Origin of the sequence: Kitasatospora cathayae (assembly GCF_027627435.1) — a bacterium.
Lineage (GTDB): Bacteria > Actinomycetota > Actinomycetes > Streptomycetales > Streptomycetaceae > Kitasatospora > Kitasatospora cathayae.
In genome coordinates this window covers 8,121,840-8,141,639 of the sequence record NZ_CP115450.1, presented here as the reverse complement: position 1 = coordinate 8,141,639, position 19,800 = coordinate 8,121,840, and the positions used below count along the sequence as shown (strand labels likewise).

The window sequence follows — 19,800 nt, the reverse complement described above, 5'->3', positions numbered from 1 at the left end:
ACGTCGCGCCGAGCCGTCCGTGGGGGGGGGCCGGACCAGGCCCCGCCGCACCCCGACGCTCCCCAAGACCGTCCGCACCGCACCGCCAACGAGGCCCCGATGACCCCACCTGATTCCCCGCCCGTCCCGCCACCGGACGGCGCCGCCGGCCTGAGCGCCGAGGGCGTGTCCAAGCGCTTCGGCACCGTCCAGGCGCTCAGCGACGTCACCCTCGCCTTCCCACCCGGCCAGGTCACCGCCCTGATGGGCGAGAACGGCGCCGGCAAGTCCACCCTGCTGCGCATCCTCACCGGCGACCACCGCCCCACCGCGGGACGCGTCCTACTGGACGGTGAGGCCCTCGACCTGGACTCCCCGCAGGACGCCCGCCGCGCCGGGATCCGGATCATCCCGCAGGAACCCGAGATCATCCCGCACGTCCCGGTCGCCGAGAACGTCTACGCCGGCTCGCTGCCCCGCACCCGGCTGCGCCGGCTCGACCGCGCCGAACTGCGCCGCCGGATCACCGCCGACCTGCACCGCCTCGGCTTCGACAAGGTCCTCGACCCGGCCCTGCTCGGCTCCGAACTGACCGCTGCCCAGCGTCAGTTGGTGGAGATCATGCGCGCCCTGACCGGCGCCGTCCCACCGCGCGCGATCGCCTTCGACGAGCCCACCTCCTCGCTCTCCGAGCACGAGGTCGAGGCCCTGTTCGCCCTGATCGGACGCCTGCGCGACGAGGGCATCGCCGTCATCTACGTCTCCCACCGGATGAAGGAGATCTTCCGGCTCGCCGACCGCATCGCCGTACTGCGCGACGGCCGGGTGGCCGGCGTGGTCCGGGCCGCCGCCACCGACGAGGGCGAACTCGTACGGCTCATGGTCGGCCGCGACCTGTCCTCGCTGTTCGTCCGCCAGCAGGTCGCCACCGACCGGGTCGTCCTGGACGTCAAGGGCCTCAGCACCGACGACGTCAGCGGCATCAGCCTCAGGGTCCACGCCGGGGAGGTCGTCGCCCTCGCCGGGCTGATCGGCGCCGGGCGCTCCGAACTCGCCCTCGCGCTGGCCGGTGACGCCCCCGTCCACTCCGGCACCGTCACGCTCAACGGTGAGGTCCTGCGGCTGAGGAACCCCGGCGACGCCATCGCCGCGGGCATCGGCCTGGCCCCCGAGGAGCGCAAGACCCAGGCGCTGTTCCTGCAGCGCACGATCCGGGACAACACCTCGCTGGTCAGCCTGGGCCGGCTCAGCCGCTGGCGGTTCGTCAGGCGCCGTCAGGAGAAGGACCTCGCCCAGGAGTACGCCGACCGGCTGCGGGTCCGCGCCCCCTCCGTCGAGGCGGAGGTCCGCACCCTGTCCGGCGGCAACCAGCAGAAGGTCGTCCTCGCGCGCTGGCTCGCCCGCAAGCCCGACCTGCTGATCCTCGACGAACCCACCCGCGGCGTCGACATCGGCGCCAAGGCCGAGATCTACCAGATCATCGCCGACCTCGCCCGCGCGGGCACCGCCGTCCTGGTCATCTCCTCCGAACTGCCCGAAGTGCTCGGCCTCGCCGACCGGATCGTGGTGATGCAGAACGGCCGCACCACCGGCGAGCTCACCCGCGAGCAGGCCACCGAGGAGGCCGTCCTCGCCCTCGCCATGGCCGACGACCTGGCCACCACCACCCCCGCCCAGACCGGAGAGACCCATTGAACGAGCGCAGCGAGCGAATCATCGAAAGGCGCGCGTGGGCATGTGCCCCTGCCGAGCGCAGCGAGGTGGGCGCATGACGACCGCCACTCCCCCGACCGCCCCGGCGCCGGACGCCGGAGCCGTGCCCGCCCGGTCCGGTGGCCCGTACGCCCTGCTCGCCGCGGTCGGTGGCCAGAACCTCAGCCTGATCGGCGCCCTCGTCGCCGTCGTCGCCCTGTTCGGCTGGCTCAACCCGAACTTCGTCGGCTGGGACAACATCCAGGTCATCGCCGAGGCCGCCACCATCTCCGGACTGCTGGCCGTCGTCCAGACCGTCGTCATCATCTGCGGCGGCCTGGACATCTCGGTCGGCTCCCAGGCCGGTCTGGCCTCCGTCACCAGCGCGATGGTCTTCACCTCCACCGGCGCCAACCCCTACCTCGGCATCGGCGCCGCCCTCGCCATCGGCGCCGGCATCGGCCTGTTCAACGGCGTCGTCATCGTCTACGGCCGGGTCAACCCGACCATCGCCACCCTCGCCGGACTGGCCGCCTACAAGGGCGTCGCCCAGCTCGTCTCGGACGGCCGCGCCCAGGGCTACGTACTCAACGACCCGGTCTTCGTCTTCCTCAGCCGGGGCAAGATCGCCGGCCTGCCCACCATGGTCTGGCTGCTGGTCCTCACCGCCGCCGCCGTGCACGCCCTGCTCACGTACACCGACATCGGCCGCAACGTCTACGCCATCGGCGGCAACGACACCGCCGCCCGCCTGGCCGGCATCAACCTCAACAAGTACCTGATCGCCGCCTACGCCCTCTCCGGCACCGTCGCCGCCCTCGCCGGCGTCCTCCTCACCGCCCGTACCGGCAGCGGCCAACCGGTCTCCGGCAGCGAGGGCCTGGAACTCCAGTCGATCACCGCGGCCGCCCTCGGCGGCTGCGCCCTCAAGGGCGGCAAGGGCGGCATCGGCGGCACCCTGCTCGCCGTCGCGCTGCTCGGTGCCCTGCAGAACGGCCTCACCGTCCAGGGCATCAACTCCTTCTGGCAGAACGTCGCCCAGGGCGCCCTGCTGGTCGCCGCCGTGGTCATCCAGCAGCGCCGCAACCGCGACCGGGCGGTCGGCCTGCCGGCCTGAGAAGCCCTCGGCCCGCCCTCGCCGGCCGGGACGCCGATCCACCCGAACCCGCCGGTGCCGCGACCGAACGCGGCACCGGCGGTTCGCCGCACAGACGGGTACCGGGGGGACAGCCCACCGGCGGTGCTGGGATAATGGCTCCCGCAGGACCCGGCCGCGTTCCCGGTCGCCGACGAGAACGCCCAAGCCGCACGTGCTCGTTCGATCGAAAGGTCCTCCGTGGCTGACCAGACGTTGCTCGCCGCCCAGCGCCAGGCACTGATCCTGGAGGCGATCCGCCGGGCCGGCGCGGTCCGGGTCGCCGAACTGGTCGAGCAGTTCGGCGTGTCCGACATGACCATCCGCCGGGACCTCGACGCGCTGGTCCGTCAGGGCGCCGCGGAGAAGGTCCACGGCGGCGCGGTGGCGAGCGGGACGGCGAGCACCTTCGAACCCGGCTTCGACGCCAAGTCCGGGCTGGAGGAGGGCACCAAGGCCGCGCTCGCGGACGCCGCGGTCCAGCTGGTGGAGCCGGGCAGCGTGGTGGCCCTGTCGGCCGGGACCACGACCTACGCGGTCGCCTCCCGGCTGCTCGAGGTCCCGGAGCTGACGGTGGTGACCAACTCGCTGCGGATCGCGGACCTGCTCTGGGCAGCGGGAGGCGACGGGAGGGAAACCGTCCCGTCGCTGCTGCTGACCGGTGGATCGCCCACCCGCTCGGCGGCCCTGGTGGGGGCGCTGGCCGACCAGACGATCCGCTCGCTGCACGTGGACCTGCTGATCCTCGGCGTGCACGGGGTGAGCGAGCATGCCGGCCTGACCACGCCCAACCTGGCCGAGGCGCAGACCAATCGGGCCCTGATCGCCTCGGCACGCCGCACGGTCGTGGTCGCGGACCACACCAAGTGGGGCGTGGTCGGGCTGAGCAGCTTCGCGACCCTGGCGGAGGTCGACTGCTTCGTCACCGACGACGCCCTCCCGGCGACCGCCCGCGAGGTGGTCGCCGAGGCGGTCGGCGAGCTGATCGTCGTCCCGGCGGGCGGCTGAGCGGGCGGTCGAGCAGGCGGCCGGTTGAGCGGGTGGCCGAGCGGGCGGCCGGTTGAGCGGGCGGTCGAGCAGGCGGCCGGTTGAGCGGGTGGCCGAGCGGGCGGCCGGTTGAGCGGGCGGCCGGGTCAGGCCACCCGACGGGCTCCCGCCGAGGGCACCGCGGTGAAGGTGACGGGTGCGGCGAAGCCCGCCGAGCGGAAGGCCGACCGCACCGCCTCGGAGACGGCCGCCAGGTCCGCGGCCCCGACCAGCGCGACGACGGACCCGCCGAAGCCGCCCCCGGTCATCCGGGCGCCCAACGCCCCGGCGGCGACGGCGGCCTCCACCGCGAGGTCCGTCTCCGGGCAGGAGACCCGGAAGTCGTCGCGCAGCGAGGCGTGTCCCGCCGTCAGGACGGGCCCGAGCGCCGTCAGCTCACCGCGGCCCAGATGGTCGATCGTCTCCAGCACGCGCCCGTTCTCGGTCACCACGTGCCGTACCAGCGGCCGGAGTTCACCGGGCAGCCGGTCCAGGGCCGGGGCCAGGTCGGCGCTCGGAAGGTCGCGCAGCGCGGGCAGCCCGAGCAGGCCCGCGGCACGCTCGCAGCCGGCCCGCAGGGCCGCGTACGCGCCGTCGCCGAGGTCGTGCTTGACCCGGGTGTCGATCACCAGCAGCCGCAGCCCCGCCGCCGTCAGGTCGAGCGGGACGTGCCGCTGCTCCAGCGTCCGGGTGTCGAGGAACAGCGCGGTGCCGTCCGTGCAGCAGGCGGAGGCCATCTGGTCCATCACCCCGCAGGGCACACCGACGAAGGCGTTCTCCGCCCGCTGGGCGATCAGGGCGAGTTCCGACGCGGTCAGGCCCAGTTCGTACAGGTCGTTCAGGGCCGCGGCCGTCGCGCACTCCAGGGCGGCCGAGGAGGAGAGCCCGGCCCCGGTCGGCACGTCGCTGTCGACGAACAGGTCGGCCCCGCCGACGGGGTGGCCCGCCTCGGCGAGCGCCCAGAAGACCCCGGCCGGGTAGCTCGCCCAGCTCGCTACGGCGCCGGGCGCCAGTGCCTCCAGCGCCAGGTCGGTGATCGTGCCGTCGCCCTGGGCGCTGTACAGCCGCAGCCGTCCGTCCGTCCGGCGGCGGGCGCTGACCCGGGTGGTGTGCGGAAGGGCGATCGGCAGGACGAAGCCGTCGTTGTAGTCGGTGTGTTCGCCGATCAGGTTCACCCGGCCGGGGGCGGCCCAGGTGCCGTCCGGCCGTGCCGCGTGGACGGCCTCGAAGTCGGTGGCGGCCTCGTCGATCATCTCGTCAGCTCCATGCCTCGATGCGCGGGGTGGGTTCCCGCCGGCGGTGATGTCCAAGCAAGCGGGAGCGAATTCCGACACAATCAAACACGCCTGGCCTTCAGGGTCAACATCTGCGGTGAACACGGATGGGCATGTTCCGGCGGGCCGGATGAGCCGTCCGGGAACACGGCCGTCGAGGGGCGGCGCTTGTTGACAAGCGATCGTGTTTGTTTGAATCTGTTGAAGCTTGAAAACCGCCGGGGCGACGTCCAACGCGTAAGGAGCACAGCGGTGCACAGAACCGCCACCAGGTTGGCCGACGGCCGCGAACTGGTCTACTTCGACCAGGCGCCGGGAGCCGTTCGCGACGTCCGGGACGAACGCCCCCTGGAGCCCGCGGCGAGCCTCTCCGAGATCCGGCTCGACCCGGTGCTCGGTGAGTGGGTCACCGTGGCCGCCCACCGCCAGCAGCGCACCTACCACCCGCCGGCCGGCGAGTGCCCGCTGTGCCCGTCCCGGGACGGGCGGCTCAGCGAGATCCCGGCGGCCGACTACGAGGTGGCGGTGTTCGAGAACCGCTTCCCCTCGCTCGCCCCGGGGTCGGCCGAGCACGTCGCGGCCCGGGACGCGCCCCTGCACACCCTCCGGCCCGGCAACGGCCGCTGCGAGGTGGTCTGCTTCACCTCCGACCACGACGCCTCCTTCGCGGACCTGGACGAGGCCAAGGCGCGCCTGGTGCTGGACGCCTGGACCGACCGCACGGCGGAACTGTCCGCCCTGCCCGGCGTGCGCCAGGTGTACTGCTTCGAGAACCGCGGCGAGGAGATCGGCGTCACGCTCGCCCACCCGCACGGTCAGATCTACGCCTTCCCCTTCGTCCCCTCCCGCACCACCCGGATGATCGCCCGGGCCGAGGCGCACCGGGCCCGCACCGGCCGGAACCTGTTCGAGGACCTGCTCTCCGCCGAGCAGGACAGCCCGGAACGGCTGGTCCTGCGGGGCGAACACTGGGTCGCCTTCGTGCCGTTCGCCGCGCGCTGGCCGTACGAGGTCCACCTCTACCCCAAGCGCCGGGTCGCCGACCTCACCGCGCTGACCGAGCCCGAGCGCGCCGAGTTCCCCGGCCTCTACCTGGACCTGCTGCGCCGCTTCGACGCGCTGTTCCCCGCCGCGCCCGGTGCGGCGCCCAACCGGACCCCGTACATCTCGGCCTGGCACCAGGCTCCCCGCACCGGTGGCGGGCAACTCGCCCTCCACCTCGAGCTGTTCACCGTCCGTCGGGCGCCGGGCAAGCTCAAGTACCTGGCCGGGGTGGAATCGGGGATGGACGCCTTCGTCACCGACGTGAGCCCGGAGCAGGCCGCCTCCCGGCTCCGGGAGGCGGCGCTCGGCTGACCCGCGACCCGCCCGCCACACCGCACCACACCGACGGAGCCCACCGCGTCGTGCTGACCGCCGACGCCGTGGGCTCCGTCGGCATGGGCGGGTCCGCCCGCGCTCGACGCCCTGACGGGCGCTCGGTTCGACGCACGGTTCGACGTCCGACCGGACGTCCGACCCCTCCCAGGTGCGTTGATATCCGTCTGATTGCGTTGACTATTGACTATCTCTGTTGGATTTGGTTCGCTTTCCCCCGCCCTGCGCAGGGTGCCAGTTCCTGCACCACCGTCCGCACCACCCCCCGGACCACAGGAGACACGATGCGCAAGACGTGGGCCGCGTTACTCGCGGCCTCGCTGGCGGCGGCGCCGCTCGCCGCCGTTCCCCTCACCAGCACCCCGGCCGTGGCCGCCGAGTCGGCCGGCGCCACGCTGGTCCCCACCCCGCCGATGGGCTGGAACGACTGGAACGCCTTCGGCTGCGACGTCGACGAGCAGCTGGTCGAGCAGACCGCCGACAGACTGGTCTCGACCGGCCTGCGGGCCGCCGGCTACCAGTACGTCAACATCGACGACTGCTGGATGGCCAAGACCCGCGACGCCGCCGGCAGGCTCGTCCCCGACCCGGTCAAGTTCCCGCACGGGATCACCGGTGTGGCCGCCTACGTCCACGCCAAGGGCCTCAAGCTCGGCATCTACGAGAGCGCCGGCACGATGACCTGTGCCGGCTTCCCCGGCAGCCTCGGCCACGAGCAGCAGGACGCGGATTCCTTCGCCTCCTGGGGCGTCGACTACCTCAAGTACGACAACTGCTACAACCAGGGCCTACCCTCGCTGCAGCGCTACCGCGCGATGGGCGACGCGCTGGCGAAGACCGGCCGCCCGATCGTCTACAGCCTCTGCAACTGGGGTCTGGACAGCGTGTGGACCTGGGGCGCCACCGTCGGCCAACTCTGGCGCACCACCGGGGACATCGACGCCTCGTTCGGCCGGATGCTGGACATCTTCCACGCCAACGCCAAGCTCGCCGACGCCGCGGGACCGGGCGGCTGGAACGACCCGGACATGCTGGAGGTCGGCAACGGCATGACGGCGACCGAGGACCGCGCCCACTTCTCGCTCTGGGCCGAGATGGCGGCCCCGCTGATCGCCGGCACCGACCTGCGCAAGGCGAGCGCCGACACCCTCGCCGTCTACGGCAACACCGAGGTCATATCCGTCGACCAGGACCGGCTCGGCAAGCAGGGGCGGCCGGTGAGCATGGCCGCCGGTCTGGACGTCCTGGCCAAGCCGCTCGCCGACGGCGGGGTGGCGGTCACCCTGTTCAACGAGAACCCGCAGCCCGCGGTGATCTCGACCACGGCGGCCGCGGTCGGCCTGCCGGCGGCCAAGGGGTACCTCCTGCGGGACCTGTGGGCGCACACCACCGGCGAGAGCGCCGGCGCGGTCAGCGCCACCGTGCCCGGCCACGGCGTCGTGATGTACAAGGTCACCCCGACCGACCACCCGGGCGGACAGCACCCGGACCTCGTCCTCGACACCAAGGTGCCCGACCTCACCCCGGGCGGCGCGGCCACCGTCACCACGACCTTCACCGACAACGGCGCGCAGTCCGCGAACGACGTGCTGCTCGGACTGGACGTACCGGCCGGCTGGGCGGTGGCACCGCTGTCGGAGACCCGGTTCGGGCACGTGCCGCCCGGCGGCGCGGCCCAGGCCATGTTCCGCGTGACCGCCCCGGCGCACCTGCCGACGCCGATCACCAGGGCCACCCTCACCGGCACCGCCACCGCGCACGGGCCGGGTGGCCCGCAGCGCGTCACCGCGCCGGCGCCGGTCGTCCTGGCCGCACCCGTGCAGGCCCCGTTCCGGACCTTCACCGACACCACCGCCGTGTTCGGCGCGCAGGACGGTACGTTCGCCATCGACGGCGCGGGCGCCGACCTCTACTACGACGTCGACGAGTACAGCGCCGTCTACCGGCCGGGCGCCGAACACGACGGCTCCACCACGGTCGTGAAGCTCACCGCGCAGGCACCGACCAGCGACTGGGCCAAGGCCGGGATCATGGTCCGCAACGACATCACCCAGCCGGGCCGTTCGGCCGGGTACCTCGTCCTGGCCGAGGCCCCCGGCAAGGGCTACGTGCTGCAGTGGGACAGCGACGGCAACGGTCAACTGGACTCCAACAGCGCTCCGGCGAACCAGGGTTCGGGCTCGGCGGCCTATCCGAGCTGGCTGAAGCTGGTGCGCGACGGATCGACGTACACCGGCTACTACTCCACCGACGGGACCACCTGGACCAAGGTCGGAGAGGCCACCGTGCCGGGAGCGGCCGCACGCCAGGACGTCGGGCTGTTCACCACCTCGCACAGCGCGGGCACCAGCGGCGAGGCCGACTTCACGGGCTTCACCCAGAGCTGACCGCCAGCCTCCTGGTCGGGCGTGCGGCGTCAGGGCAGACACCCTGACGCCGCACGCCGATCCTTCTGTCAGGCCGGTCAGGACAGGACGGTCAGGACGGGACGGTCAGGACGGGACGGTCAGGACAGGACGGTCCAACTCTGCCCTGCGGCAGCCGGGTTGGCCGGATTCGTCATGCCCGTGGAGCCGGCCGCGGTTCCGGCGACGTCCAGCGTCAGACCGTTGCCGACGTTGGTGACGGTGAGCGCGCCGCTGCTGTTCTGGGTGACCTTCCACTCCTGCCAGGGGTTACCGGGCGAGGCGTTGAGCAGGTAGGCGCTGCCGACGCCGTTGCCGCCGGCGAGCACGGTGTGCGTCTGGGTCGCGGTGGCACAGTTGTCACTGATCGTCACGGTGCCGTCCGCGTTGCGCGTGAACGTCCACTGCTGGGCGGCGTTGCCGCTCTGGTAGGCGCCGATGTCGGAGTTGCCGCCGACGGGTGCGGAGCAGCCGCCCTGGACCTCGAGCGCCTGGCCCCCGGTGCCACCGGCGCTGAGCGCGTGGTACTTGCCGTCGCCGACGACGGCCGGCTGGCCGCCCCCGGTGCCACCGCCCGTGCCGGTGCCCGCCCCGGCGATGCGGTAGAGCGCGACGCCGTGCGCGGGGATCCAGTTGCCGCCGATGGAGCCGGTCGCGGTGCCGGTGGCACCCGTCCACAGTTCCCGGTAGGCGTAGCCCGAGCCGGTCAGGCCGAGGTCCGCGAAGCCGGCACTGATCATGGCCCAGTTGTTCGGGTCCTGGTTGACCAGCGCCACGGCCAGGTCCCCGTTGGCGAGTTGGCGCTTGAGGATCACCGGGGCGACCGGGGAGGAGGGCGGGTTGCCGACCAGGGTGGCGGGCTTGGCGAGGCTGTCCTGGTCGATGGCGATCATGTCGCGGTTCTTGAGCAGCGCGAGTGCGGAGGAGCTGATGCCGGTGGACCAGGTGTAGCCGTTCGCGGTGTGCTGCGAGTCGGCGGCGGTGCGCAGGTCGGCGCCGGAGACGAGCGGGGCCGCCATCATCGAGAGCACGGACAGTTCGGTGCGCGACTCGTCGTCGGTGAAGGGCTTGTGGCCCTGGGAGGTGTCGGTGACGCCCCAGACGCCGTAGGTGTCCTGCCAGCCGGCGAACATCATGTCCAGGTCGTTCCAGCTGCCGGGGTGGACGTTGCCCGGGTACCTCAGCGCGGTCTGCAGCTGGCCGTTGTAGAGCACGCCGTCCAGTTCGCTGTCGCGGTCGCCGCCGATCCGGCACATGTTGGCGACCTGGCCGCACCAGATTCCGGTGGGCGAGTAGCCGGGCGCCTGGTGCGGCGGGGTGCCGGCGGCGGTGATCAGCGGATCGGTCCGGGCCGGGTCGTCGGCGCTCAGCAGGAAGGGGATGCCGGTGTGCGCGGGCTGCGCGGACAGGCTCAGCGTGATCTTGGGCTTGCCCGCGGCGGCGGTCGCCGCGTCCAGGGCGCGCTGGAAGGTCTGGGTCCGGGCGTAGATGGACCGGGTGAGCTCCTTGCCCTCGCCCTGCGGGTAGTAGGCGTAGCCGTCGGGGCCGTAGATGGTGGGACCGTACGGGCAGTCGTCGTACTTGACGAAGTCGACGCCCCAGGAGACGAAGTCGGCGGCGTCGGTGGTCTCGTGGCCGAGGCTCCCGGGGTGGCCCTGGCAGGTGGTGTAGGTGTCGGTGGCGTAGAGGCCGAACTTCATGCCCTTGCTGTGGGCGTACCAGGCCAGGTACTGGATGCCGTTGACGGTCCTGCCGTCGACGCTCTGCGCGGGGAACTGGTCGGGCTCGGGGAGGAGGTGGCCGCTGGTGGGGTCGTTCCCGCCGCCGTCGGTGCCGCTGACCGGACTTCCGTTGGCGTCGTAGAGCTGCATGGCGCCGTCGGCGGTCTTGGCGAAGTCCGTGTTCTGGCCGTCGCGGTGGCGCATCGACCAGCCGTCGTCGACGGTGACGGTGTCGTATCCCGCCTGTACCAGGCCGTTGGCCGACATGAAGTCGATGGTCTGCTTGACCTGGCTCTCGGTGACGTAGGCACCGATGCTGTTCCACGAGTTCCAACCCATGGGCGGGGTCAGGGCGTTGCCGTTGCCGAGGGCGGCGGCCGGAGTCGCGGTGCCGAGTGCAGCGGCGCTGAGGCCGGAGGCCGCGAGGACGGTGACGGCGAGTATGCCGACGAGCCGGTGTGGCGTTCTGCGCATGTGGGGGCTTCCCGGGTGGGTGAGTTGCGCCGGGCCCGGGCTGCCGAAGGGCACCAGCCGCGGCGCGGGTGGATGGGGACCGGTGCTGACGATCTGTACCGGGGCGTGCGAACGCGGCGACGTCGTTCGGCCTGCGAGTGGGGGGCGTGGACGACCGCACCGGTGAGCAGCCGTCGACGAGGCCGCGGTGCCATACGATATTGCACCTAACAGAACCCGACAAGACTCAACACAACAGCACTTCGATGACGAGCGCGCTACGGGGGACGGCCCGACGTCCGGAGGGCTGCTGCCGCGACGTCAGCCGGCTCGGCCAGGCTGAGCCACAGCACCGGGCACGGCTCGTGGCCCGAAGCGCCGGGCGGCGTCGAGCCGGTCAGCCGGCACCGGCGGGCCACTCATCCGCTATGGGGCAGCCACCCCTGCTGGAGACGGCGCGCACGCCCGCCTCGAACCGGCTGCGGGCGCCGAGGCGCTCCATCAACTCGGTGGCGAGCCGCCGCGCGGTGCGGTGCGAGACCCCGAGCCGCTTGGCCACCGCCTCGTCCGTCAGTCCGTCCGCGAGCAGCCGGATGGCCCCGGCCTCCTGGGCGCTGAGCCCGCCGGTGCGCTTCGGGGCCCCCCGCCCAGCGGGGTGGCGCTGCCCCATACGCTCTCGAACAGGGCGCACAGGGCGGTCAGGCCCTCGCCGGCGAGCACCACGGCGCCGACGCCGGTGTCGTCGGTGCGGACCGGGATGACGGCGGTGGTCCGATCGGTGATGATCATTCGGGTGGGCAGCGTCGGCGCGGTGCGGACCCGACCGCCCTGCCGGGTGATCCCGTCGACGTACTCCACGATGCGCGGCCCCGGCACCCCGATGCTCGGAACCACCGGCCTGTGGGCCAACTTCAAGGCCATCGCCGCCGGCGACTTCCTCGGCACCGGCAAGACCGCCGTCGCCGGCATCGACGCCAACAACAACCTCAAGTTCTGCCCCGGCGACGGCGCCGGCCACGTCAGCGGCGGCACCCAGATGCTCCCCGGCAACGGCCTCTGGGCCCGCCTCTGATCCGCCCTCCGGCCCCGCGCATCCGGCTCAAGGATGCGCGGGGCCTTGTGAACGCGGAAGAAGCGGCACGCAGAAGCCGCAGTGTGGTTGCCCTTGAGCCCAGGCCTGCGGATCGAACGGTCCGCGCGTCGGGTCCCGGCCTCAGCCGAGGGTGACGTCGAGGAAGTCGCGCCAAGCCGTGTGGACGCGCTCGGCGTGGGCGCCGCCCTCGCCGGCGAGGAGGTCCAACAGCAGGCCGCGGAGGACGGCGAGCACCACGGTGGCGTTCGCCCCGGTGCCCTCCAGCACCCGGCCCAGCGGCGGCAGCCACTCCTCCAGCGAGGCGGTGCCGAAGTCCAGCCAGGGTTCACTACGGCCGAAGGCGCGGACGTACCCTTCGAAGAACAGTCGCAGCGCGCCCCGGTGTTCGGGGTCCGTCAGCCATTCCCAGAGCAGTTCGAGGGTCTCACGGGCGCTGCCGCCCTGGGCCGCGGACCGTTCCAGCAGCGCCAGTTGCTCGGTCCGGCCGACCGCCAGCACCTCCCGGACCAGCCCCTCCTTCGATCCGAACAGGTAGAGCAACACCCGCGGGCTGGAGCCGATCTCGGCCGCCAGCGGACGGAGCGAGAGGTCGGAGACGTTGTGTTCGGCGACGTAGCGGACGGTCGCGGCGAGGAGGTCCTCGCGGCGCGGCGACGGACGGCGCGGCGACGGACGTGAGGGTGCGTTGGCTGGGGTGGACACGTGCTCTATCGTTCCACTGAAACGAGTGTTTCAGTAGCAGAAGGGGACGCCGCCATGGCCACCACCGCACCCGGAACCGTGACCATCCGCGAAGCCGACCGGCCCGGGGACCTCGGCGCGGTCGCCGCCCTGCACGGCATCCTGTACACCCGCGAGTACGGCATGGACGCGACCATGGAGGCCTACGTCGCCGCCGGCATGGCCGAGTTGGTCCTGGCCCGCGCCGCCGAGGGCAGCGCGGCACCCGGGCGGCTGTGGGTCGCCGAACTCGACGGCCGGGTGGTCGGCGCCACCGGGCTCGTCCGGGCCGAGGAGCGCCCGGGCTGGGGCCAGTTGCGATGGGTGGTCCTCGATCCGGTCGCCCGGGGCCGGGGCCTGGGCCGGCGGCTGCTGGAGACCGCCCTGGAGGAGGCCCGCACCCGCTCGTACGAAGGCGTGCTGCTCTGGACGATCACCGGCCTCGACGCCGCCCACCACCTGTACGCGAAGGCCGGCTTCGAGCTCACCGTCTCCCGCCCCGCCCACAAGTTCGGGCTCGACACGGTCGAGCAGCGGATGGACCTGCGGTTCTGAGCGCCTGCGGACCGGGCCCGTCCGAGAGTGTCCGAGAGTGTCCGGGATCCGGTGAGCGCATTGCCGCCCCGGCCCGGACGCTGACAGCGTGGCGCTGCCCGGCTGTCCGGGCCAGCGGCCCCGCGGAGCAGTCCGCCGGGCCGCTCCGCCTTCGGAAGGGATACGTTCCATGCTGTCGCGCCGTACCCTGCGATCCGCCGTAGCCGTCCTCGGCGTCGGTGCCGCGATCGCCCTGTCCGCGTCCACGCCCGCCTTCGCCGCCAACGAGGGCGACCACTGGCTCTACACGCCCAACTGCACCGCCGACCAGGAGATCCAGCTGCAGTACGTCAACGGCGGCTGGCACGACCAGCAGGAGCTCAATCCGACCCGGGTCGGCGGCACCTGCGAGTTCGTCATGACGGACAACGGCGCCGTGATCTCGGACACCTGGGGCGCCGGCTCCGGCTGGCACTACGACGGCCCGGGCCACTACATCTGCGTCCAGGTCCGCGACTGGACCGCCGGCACAACCATCTACGGCATCTGTAACTGACCTCGCGGCATGAGGGCAGTCGGACGAGGATCGCCACAGCTCCGTCCATACGACGGCCGCCTGGTCCGACCGCTGCCCGCCCGGTCCGTGATCGGGCGGGCATCCGAGTAACGGCTGGAGGCCGTCGCCCTGCTGTGGATGGCGGCCTCCACGCCCAAGTCAGGCCTCGCCACCTGTCGTTCTGGACGAACGCGCCTGGAATCGCCTTCCTGCTGGACAATCGTCATGTCTGGCGGGGCAATCGAGCGGGCATACGACTTGCAACCGGCGACGGGCCCGACCGCGACTCCCCCACGAGTGCGACCGGGCCCCGGCCGGCGACCGGGCCTGGGCGTGACTCCCCCCACGGAGTAACGGCCAGGCCCGCTGGGTGTTCAACCAGCGACACGCAGCGTACATGCCATCTCTACTCAACGCTACCTCGCGGTCGAGGTTGGCCGATCGGCACCCTGTGTGGCGCAGTCCGGCGGCTGGAACGCAGGCGGCTTCCACCGGCTCCGGGGCCCGGCGGGCTCCGGAGCCCGGCTGCCGAGGTGAAGCCCTACAGCGCGGGCAGGCCCGCCTCCTCGGTGGCCGTGATGGCCCGCCGCAGGGCGTTCCGGGCCTGGTCCAACTCCTCGGCACGCCGGTCGAGTTCGGCGAGCTGGGCGCGCAGCTTGGTGAGCACCCCCGGGCAGGCGATGAGCGGGCCGTCCGGCTGGCCGCAGGGCAGGACCTGGCCGATCAGCCGGGTGGGCAGGCCCGCGGCCAGCAGGGCGCGGATCTGGCGGACGGTCTGCTCGGCGGAGGGTTCGTAGTCGCGGTAGCCGTTGGGCAGTCGGGTCGAGCTGAGCAGTCCGGCCGATTCGTAGTACCGGATCAGGCGTTCGCTGGTACCGGTGCGCTTGGACAGTTGCCCGATCCGCATGGTCGTTCGCTCCCCGTTCGGTTTGACCTTGTCACGGTGTCAAGGTTGCAGACTAGGGCACGGCGGCCCGGGGTCGCCCCGAGGGATGGCACCTGACCAGGAGAAACCGTTGATCATCGACGCCCACAGCCACGTTCACGACCCGCTGGACAGCCACCTCGCGCTGCTCGACGAGGCCGGGGTCGACCGCGCGGTGCTCTTCGGCACCCGGCCGCACCCGGAGCGGGCCGTGGATCTGGCCTCGTTCAAGCGGGAGATGAGCGTGCTGCACGCGACGGTCAGCGGACAGGCCGCCGGCGCCGCGGCGCACGAGGCGGCGGTGCGGGAGCTGGCGGCCGCCTGCGCGGCTCACCCGGACCGGTTCATCGGCTTCGGCAAGGTGCGGCTGGACGTGCCGGCCGAGCAGATCGCCGCCGAGGTGGAGCGGGACGTGGTCGCCCGGGGCTTCCGGGGCATCGGCGAGCTGACGCCGCCGCCGGACGGTGCGGGCCTGATCGAGCCGGTGCTGCGGGCCGCCGCGGACCACGGCGGACTGCCGGTCGTGGTGCACGGGTTCGCGCCGACCACCGCCGGGGACCTGGCGACGCTGGCCGACCTGGCCCGCAGCCACCCGAGCGTGCCGGTGGTGATCAGCCAGCTGGGCGGCCTCAACTGGCTGACGGCCATCGAGCTGGCTCGGGAGACCCCGAACCTCTACCTGGAACTGTCCACGACGAACGTGGTGTTCGCACTCCGCCTGGCCCTCCGGGAGGTGCCCGACCGGACGGTCTTCGGCTCGGACGCCCCCTACGGCGACCCGGTCCTGACCCGCGCCCTGGTCGAGCGCGTCACCTCGCCCGGTGAACTGCGGGACCGTGTCCTCGGCGGCACCTTCGCCGAACTCCTGGGCCTCTGAGGGGAGTTGCGACGCCCATCATGATCTCCGCTCGCCCCGCACGGGGGTGGGGGCGAGCGGTTCCCAGTGGCTGGTGACGACCCCGGTCAACCGGGGTGTGCGACGAGGGTCATGGCCGTGCGCGCCACCGGCTCGAAGGGTTCGAGATCGCCGGCGGCCCGGCACAGCACATGGGCGCCCTGCAGCAGCGCGATCAGGGTCGTGGCGAGGTCGCGGGCGGCGTCGGGGCCGAGACCCGCGGCGGTCAGCCGTTCCGCGAGCTGGTCGCCCCAGGCCGTGAACGCGGTCGACGCGATCTGGCGGAGCGTCATGTCATCGCCTCCCGACCCGACTCCGACCGTCAGCGCCGCGACCGCGCACCCGCCGCCCGCCGCGGAGGCCGCGAGCACGGGCCGGACCAGCTCCAGGAAGGCCGCGACGACGCCCTGCGGGCTGTCCGCCGGGAGCGCGGCGAGCCGGGCGCGGACCTCGCAGCCGTTGCGTTCCGCCGCCTCGGCGACGAGTTGCGCCTTCCCGCCCGGGAAGTGGTGGTAGATCGCACCGCGCGCGGCTCCGCTGCCGGCGAGGATGTCGGTGAACGACATGCCGGCCACGCCACGGTGCTGGAGCGCCGTGACGGTCGCCTCGATCATGCGCTCGCGGGTCTCTCCGGCCAAGGTCGCCTCCGATCGTGAGTCCGGCGGCCGCCCGATCCGCACCGGCGACCTCCTTGACTAGTACGCCCATCCTAGCCCAGGCTGGATTAGCTAGGACGTCCGTACTAGCCACCTTCCAGGGAGGGCCCATGCCCATCACCGTCACCGCGCCGCGCGGAGTTCTCACCCCCGCCGGCGAGCGCGAGATCCTGCCGCGGTTGACCGCCGCCCTGACCGAGGCCAGCGGCCTCGCCGGGAACCCCGGCTTCACGGCGATGGTCGGCGGCACCGTCCACCTCCTCGACCCGGAGCACGTCTACGCCGGAGGCGTGAACCGCCCCGTCGTCATGGTCGAGCTGAAGCTGCCCGACATCGGCCTGGCCACCGCCGAGGCCCGGGCCGCGTTCATCCGGTCCGCCACCGACATCGTCGGACGCCTGACCGTCGAAGGGCATCGCGCCGACGACACCTGGGTCAACATCCTGAACGCCCAGGACGGCGCCTGGGGCATCGGCGGCAAGGCCCTCGGCAACGACGACATCGTCGCCGCCATCAGCGCCACCGTCTGACCGCCCCACGGGCGGGCCCCGGGACGGCACCAGCCCCGGGGCCGGCCGTGACCATGCGCGGCCTGCAGCCGACCGCGCTGCCGCGCGACCCGGCGGCGGTCTGGGCCGCCCCGCCCCGCCGAGCCACCGGCCCGCACCGCCTCCGCCGGACCGCCGCCACTCATCCGTGGTCGTGCGGCGGGCTCGATCACCGCAGTTCGAATACGGGGAGGGGTATATTTGGGCGGGTCAGTCCATTCACCGGGGGGCTTGAGAAGGGAGCGCGGTATGTGCCGCCGAGTCGCCTGCCGCACCTGCGGGAAGCCGACCTACGCCGGGTGCGGGATGCACGTCGAACAGGTGCTGGCCGGGATCCTTCAGTCCCAGCGGTGCTCCTGCCCGCCGAAGGAGCGGGCCTCCGGGGGCTGGCTCGGGCGGCTCTTCGGGCGGCGCTGACGCGGCCGGCATGGCTGACGCCGGCGGCGCCGGGCGGCGTTCAACCCGGCCGCGCCTCGAAAAATTCCATGGTCGACCCGGCTTCTGCCGGCGCTCCCCGGCATGTCATCATCTGAAGACATCATCCGATGACATCGATTGATGACATCCCTCGGTCACCTGCACCCCGGGATGGCCGGGGTCGGGTTCCCGCTCCCCGGGTTCAGACACTCGAACTGTGACAAAAGGGGGCGCGTCCATGGAGACCCGAACGGGCCTGTCGACGCGACGTGAGCGGGCCCTGGTGCCCGTCCTGATCTTCCTCAGCGCCGTGGTGGCGGTGATCAGCAGCCTCGGCGCGCCGATGATCCCGACCATCGCCACCGTCGACCACGTCTCGCTCGCCGAGGCCCAGTGGTCGTTGACCATCACGATGCTGGTCGGGGCGGTCGCCACCCCGGTGCTCGGCCGGCTCGGCGACGGGCCGGACCGCCGTACGGTCACCCTGGCGGCCGCCGCCGTGGTGGTGCTCGGCAGCGTGCTGGCCGCGCTGCCGCTCGGCTTCTGGTGGCTGATCGCCGGCCGGGCGCTGCAGGGCGTCGGGGTGGGTCTGACCCCGCTGGCCATCGCCACCACGCGGGACGCGCTGCCCGCCGCGGCCTCCCGCTCCGCGGTCGCACTGCTCTCCATCACCACCGTGGCCGGCGTCGGCCTGGGCTACCCGATCACCGGCCTGATCGCCCAGTCCTTCGGCATCCACGCGGGCTTCTGGTTCGGCGCCGTGATCAGCGGCCTGGCGCTGGTGCTGGCCGCCCTGGTACTGCCCGAGGCCGAGAACCGCGAGCGGCGGCCGCTGGACGTGCCCGGCACGGGGCTGCTGAGCCTGGCCCTGGTCGGACTGCTGCTGGTGCTCAGCGAGGGCGGGAGCTGGGGCTGGGCCAGCGGCCGGCTGTGGACCGTGGCGGCCGTCTCGGTGCTGCTGCTCGCCGCCTGGGTCCGGCACGAACTGCGCACCGCGCACCCGCTGATCGACCTGCGCAGCCTCAGGAACCCCGTCGTGCTGACCACGGACGTGGCCGGCCTGGTCGCGGGCGTCGGGATGTACCTGCTGATCTCACTGGTGATCCGCTTCGTCCAGACCCCGACCAGCACCGGCTACGGCCTCGGCGCCTCGGTCGTGGTCGCCGGGCTGATCCTGCTGCCCTTCTCGGCGGCCAGCCTGCTGTCCAGCAAGATGGTCCCGGTCCTCACCCGGCGCACCTCCTCCGCCCTGGTCCTGCCGATCGGCTGCGCCGTCTCGCTCGGCTCGGTGCTGTTCTTCCTGTTCGCCCGCGACCACCTGTGGGGGCATCTGGTGGTGATGGGCATCGCCGGGCTCGGCGTCGGCTGCACCTTCGCCGTGATGCCCGGACTGATCGTCGCCGCGGTGCCCGCGAACGAGGTCGGCAGCGCGGTCAGCTTCAACCAGCTGCTGCGCACCATCGGCTACTCCGCCGGCAGCGCCCTGTGCGGCGCCGTCCTCCAGGCGCACACCGAGCCGGGGCGGCTGCTGCCCTCGGACAGCGGCTACCGGGACGCGGCGCTGATCGGCTGCGCGGTGTGGGTGGTGGTGGGGCTGACTACGATCGTCCTGCCGCGGCTCAGTGCCGCGGTCGCCGCCCGGAAGGGCGCGCGAGTGGACGAGGAGCTCATGGTGGAAGAGAGCATCGCCGACGGCGTGGCCGGCGCGAGCGAGGTGCCCGGGCTGCGGGCGGGGGCCGACCGGTGATCGCGGCGGCCGCCGGAGCCGACCGGTCCATCCCCGGGGAGGACGGCTGCGCGGAGCCCGCGGCGCCCCGGCGGCGGGACGCGGCGCGCAGCCGGGAGCTGCTGATCCGGGCGGCGCTGGAACTCTTCGCCGAGCGCGGCTTCGACCGCACCACCACCCGGGAGATCGGTGAACGGGCCGGGGTGGACCCGGCGTTGATCGCCCGGTACTTCGGCGGCAAGACCCAGCTCTACCTCGCCACCGTCCGGCTCGAACTGGGCGACGAGGTACCGGCCGACCTGCTGGACGAGGAACGGCTGCGCACCCTGCTGGTGCGGCTCACCCGACGCGGCCCCGGCCCCTCCTTCCAGGCCGCGGTGCTGCCCGGTGACAACACCGAGGTGCAGCAGGCCGCCCGCACCTACCTCCACGAGCGGATGGTGCGGCCGCTGCACGACCGCTTCGTCACCGAGCAGGTGGACCGGCCCCAGCTGCGGGCCGAACTGGCGGTGGCCGCCTTCGCCGGGGTCGCCCTGGCCCGCTCCAGCGGTGCGTTCGGCGAACTCGCGGACGTCGACCCCGAGGAACTGCTGCCGCTGCTGCACGACCTGCTGGCGGCGAGCGGCCCGGCCTGAGGCCCGTGCGAGAACGGGAACCCCGCGCACCGG

General features: G+C 72.9%; 19 protein-coding genes. 13 read left to right on the top strand and 6 right to left on the bottom strand.

Translation table 11 applies throughout. The features are described 5' to 3' along the window. Positions 1 to 99 precede the first annotated feature (99 nt). The 3 genes from O1G21_RS36345 (at position 100) to O1G21_RS36335 (ending at position 3,814) form a co-directional block, all read left to right on the top strand. Positions 100 to 1,674 (top strand): sugar ABC transporter ATP-binding protein, encoded by a 1,575-nt coding sequence (locus tag O1G21_RS36345; protein ID WP_270149813.1) that lies wholly within the window; start codon positions 100 to 102, stop codon positions 1,672 to 1,674. Between the two features lie 73 nt (positions 1,675 to 1,747). Further along, entirely contained in the window at positions 1,748 to 2,788 is a 1,041-nt protein-coding gene (locus O1G21_RS36340; RefSeq protein WP_270149812.1) for an ABC transporter permease, read from the top strand. A 219-nt stretch (positions 2,789 to 3,007) separates the two neighbouring features. Next, entirely contained in the window at positions 3,008 to 3,814 is an 807-nt protein-coding gene (locus O1G21_RS36335) for a DeoR/GlpR family DNA-binding transcription regulator (RefSeq protein ID WP_270149811.1), read from the top strand. A gap of 125 nt (positions 3,815 to 3,939) precedes the next feature. Here the strand turns inward: O1G21_RS36335 and galK are convergent, their stop codons facing one another. After that, on the bottom strand, positions 3,940 to 5,085 hold the full coding sequence (gene galK / locus O1G21_RS36330; RefSeq protein ID WP_270149810.1) for a galactokinase: 1,146 nt from the start codon (positions 5,083 to 5,085) through the stop codon (positions 3,940 to 3,942). A gap of 273 nt (positions 5,086 to 5,358) precedes the next feature. Here galK and galT point away from each other — a divergent pair, with 273 nt between their 5' ends. Then, positions 5,359 to 6,462, top strand: coding sequence for a galactose-1-phosphate uridylyltransferase (gene galT / locus O1G21_RS36325; protein WP_270149809.1), 1,104 nt, complete (start codon positions 5,359 to 5,361; stop codon positions 6,460 to 6,462). 305 nt (positions 6,463 to 6,767) lie between these two features. Beyond that, entirely contained in the window at positions 6,768 to 8,870 is a 2,103-nt protein-coding gene (locus O1G21_RS36320; RefSeq protein ID WP_270149807.1) for an NEW3 domain-containing protein, read from the top strand. Positions 8,871 to 8,989: 119 nt separating this feature from the next. Here the strand turns inward: O1G21_RS36320 and O1G21_RS36315 are convergent, their stop codons facing one another. Then, on the bottom strand, positions 8,990 to 11,083 hold the full coding sequence (locus O1G21_RS36315) for an alpha-galactosidase (RefSeq protein ID WP_270149806.1): 2,094 nt from the start codon (positions 11,081 to 11,083) through the stop codon (positions 8,990 to 8,992). Positions 11,084 to 11,459: 376 nt separating this feature from the next. Continuing rightward, the gene (locus O1G21_RS41520) at positions 11,460 to 11,732 is read right to left on the bottom strand and encodes a helix-turn-helix domain-containing protein (RefSeq protein WP_333493534.1); all 273 of its coding nucleotides are present in this window, start codon (positions 11,730 to 11,732) and stop codon (positions 11,460 to 11,462) included. 111 nt (positions 11,733 to 11,843) lie between these two features. Between O1G21_RS41520 and O1G21_RS36305 the strand changes: the two genes are divergently transcribed. Next, complete coding sequence (locus O1G21_RS36305; RefSeq protein ID WP_270151513.1) at positions 11,844 to 12,134, top strand: hypothetical protein; 291 nt, start codon at positions 11,844 to 11,846, stop codon at positions 12,132 to 12,134. A gap of 141 nt (positions 12,135 to 12,275) precedes the next feature. Here the strand turns inward: O1G21_RS36305 and O1G21_RS36300 are convergent, their stop codons facing one another. Beyond that, positions 12,276 to 12,857 carry a TetR/AcrR family transcriptional regulator gene (locus tag O1G21_RS36300; RefSeq protein ID WP_270149804.1) on the bottom strand — a complete coding sequence of 194 codons (582 nt, stop codon included), beginning with the start codon at positions 12,855 to 12,857 and terminating at the stop codon, positions 12,276 to 12,278. Between the two features lie 54 nt (positions 12,858 to 12,911). On the opposite strand from O1G21_RS36300, the gene O1G21_RS36295 reads away from it, so the two are divergent. Both O1G21_RS36295 and O1G21_RS36290 read left to right on the top strand, forming a co-directional pair. After that, positions 12,912 to 13,430, top strand: a complete 519-nt coding sequence (locus O1G21_RS36295; protein ID WP_270149803.1) for a GNAT family N-acetyltransferase — start codon at positions 12,912 to 12,914, stop codon at positions 13,428 to 13,430. A 169-nt stretch (positions 13,431 to 13,599) separates the two neighbouring features. Beyond that, complete coding sequence (locus O1G21_RS36290) at positions 13,600 to 13,965, top strand: hypothetical protein (RefSeq protein WP_270149801.1); 366 nt, start codon at positions 13,600 to 13,602, stop codon at positions 13,963 to 13,965. A gap of 541 nt (positions 13,966 to 14,506) precedes the next feature. Here the strand turns inward: O1G21_RS36290 and O1G21_RS36285 are convergent. Then, positions 14,507 to 14,872 carry a MerR family transcriptional regulator gene (locus O1G21_RS36285; RefSeq protein ID WP_270149800.1) on the bottom strand — a complete coding sequence of 122 codons (366 nt, stop codon included), beginning with the start codon at positions 14,870 to 14,872 and terminating at the stop codon, positions 14,507 to 14,509. A 109-nt stretch (positions 14,873 to 14,981) separates the two neighbouring features. Here O1G21_RS36285 and O1G21_RS36280 point away from each other — a divergent pair, with 109 nt between their 5' ends. Further along, positions 14,982 to 15,767 (top strand): amidohydrolase family protein, encoded by a 786-nt coding sequence (locus tag O1G21_RS36280; RefSeq protein ID WP_270149799.1) that lies wholly within the window; start codon positions 14,982 to 14,984, stop codon positions 15,765 to 15,767. 86 nt (positions 15,768 to 15,853) lie between these two features. Here O1G21_RS36280 and O1G21_RS36275 read toward each other — a convergent pair whose 3' ends face one another. Next, positions 15,854 to 16,423 carry a TetR/AcrR family transcriptional regulator gene (locus O1G21_RS36275; protein WP_270149788.1) on the bottom strand — a complete coding sequence of 190 codons (570 nt, stop codon included), beginning with the start codon at positions 16,421 to 16,423 and terminating at the stop codon, positions 15,854 to 15,856. Positions 16,424 to 16,551: 128 nt separating this feature from the next. Between O1G21_RS36275 and O1G21_RS36270 the strand changes: the two genes are divergently transcribed. The 4 genes from O1G21_RS36270 (at position 16,552) to O1G21_RS36255 (ending at position 19,767) form a co-directional block, all read left to right on the top strand. Then, on the top strand, positions 16,552 to 16,971 hold the full coding sequence (locus O1G21_RS36270) for a tautomerase family protein (protein ID WP_270149787.1): 420 nt from the start codon (positions 16,552 to 16,554) through the stop codon (positions 16,969 to 16,971). Positions 16,972 to 17,238: 267 nt separating this feature from the next. After that, positions 17,239 to 17,406, top strand: a complete 168-nt coding sequence (locus tag O1G21_RS36265) for a hypothetical protein (protein ID WP_270149786.1) — start codon at positions 17,239 to 17,241, stop codon at positions 17,404 to 17,406. 238 nt (positions 17,407 to 17,644) lie between these two features. Then, complete coding sequence (locus O1G21_RS36260; RefSeq protein ID WP_270149785.1) at positions 17,645 to 19,153, top strand: MFS transporter; 1,509 nt, start codon at positions 17,645 to 17,647, stop codon at positions 19,151 to 19,153. After that, positions 19,150 to 19,767, top strand: coding sequence for a TetR/AcrR family transcriptional regulator (locus tag O1G21_RS36255; RefSeq protein ID WP_270149784.1), 618 nt, complete (start codon positions 19,150 to 19,152; stop codon positions 19,765 to 19,767). The genes O1G21_RS36260 and O1G21_RS36255 overlap by 4 nt, the downstream gene beginning before the upstream one ends. The last annotated feature ends 33 nt before the right edge of the window (positions 19,768 to 19,800 follow it).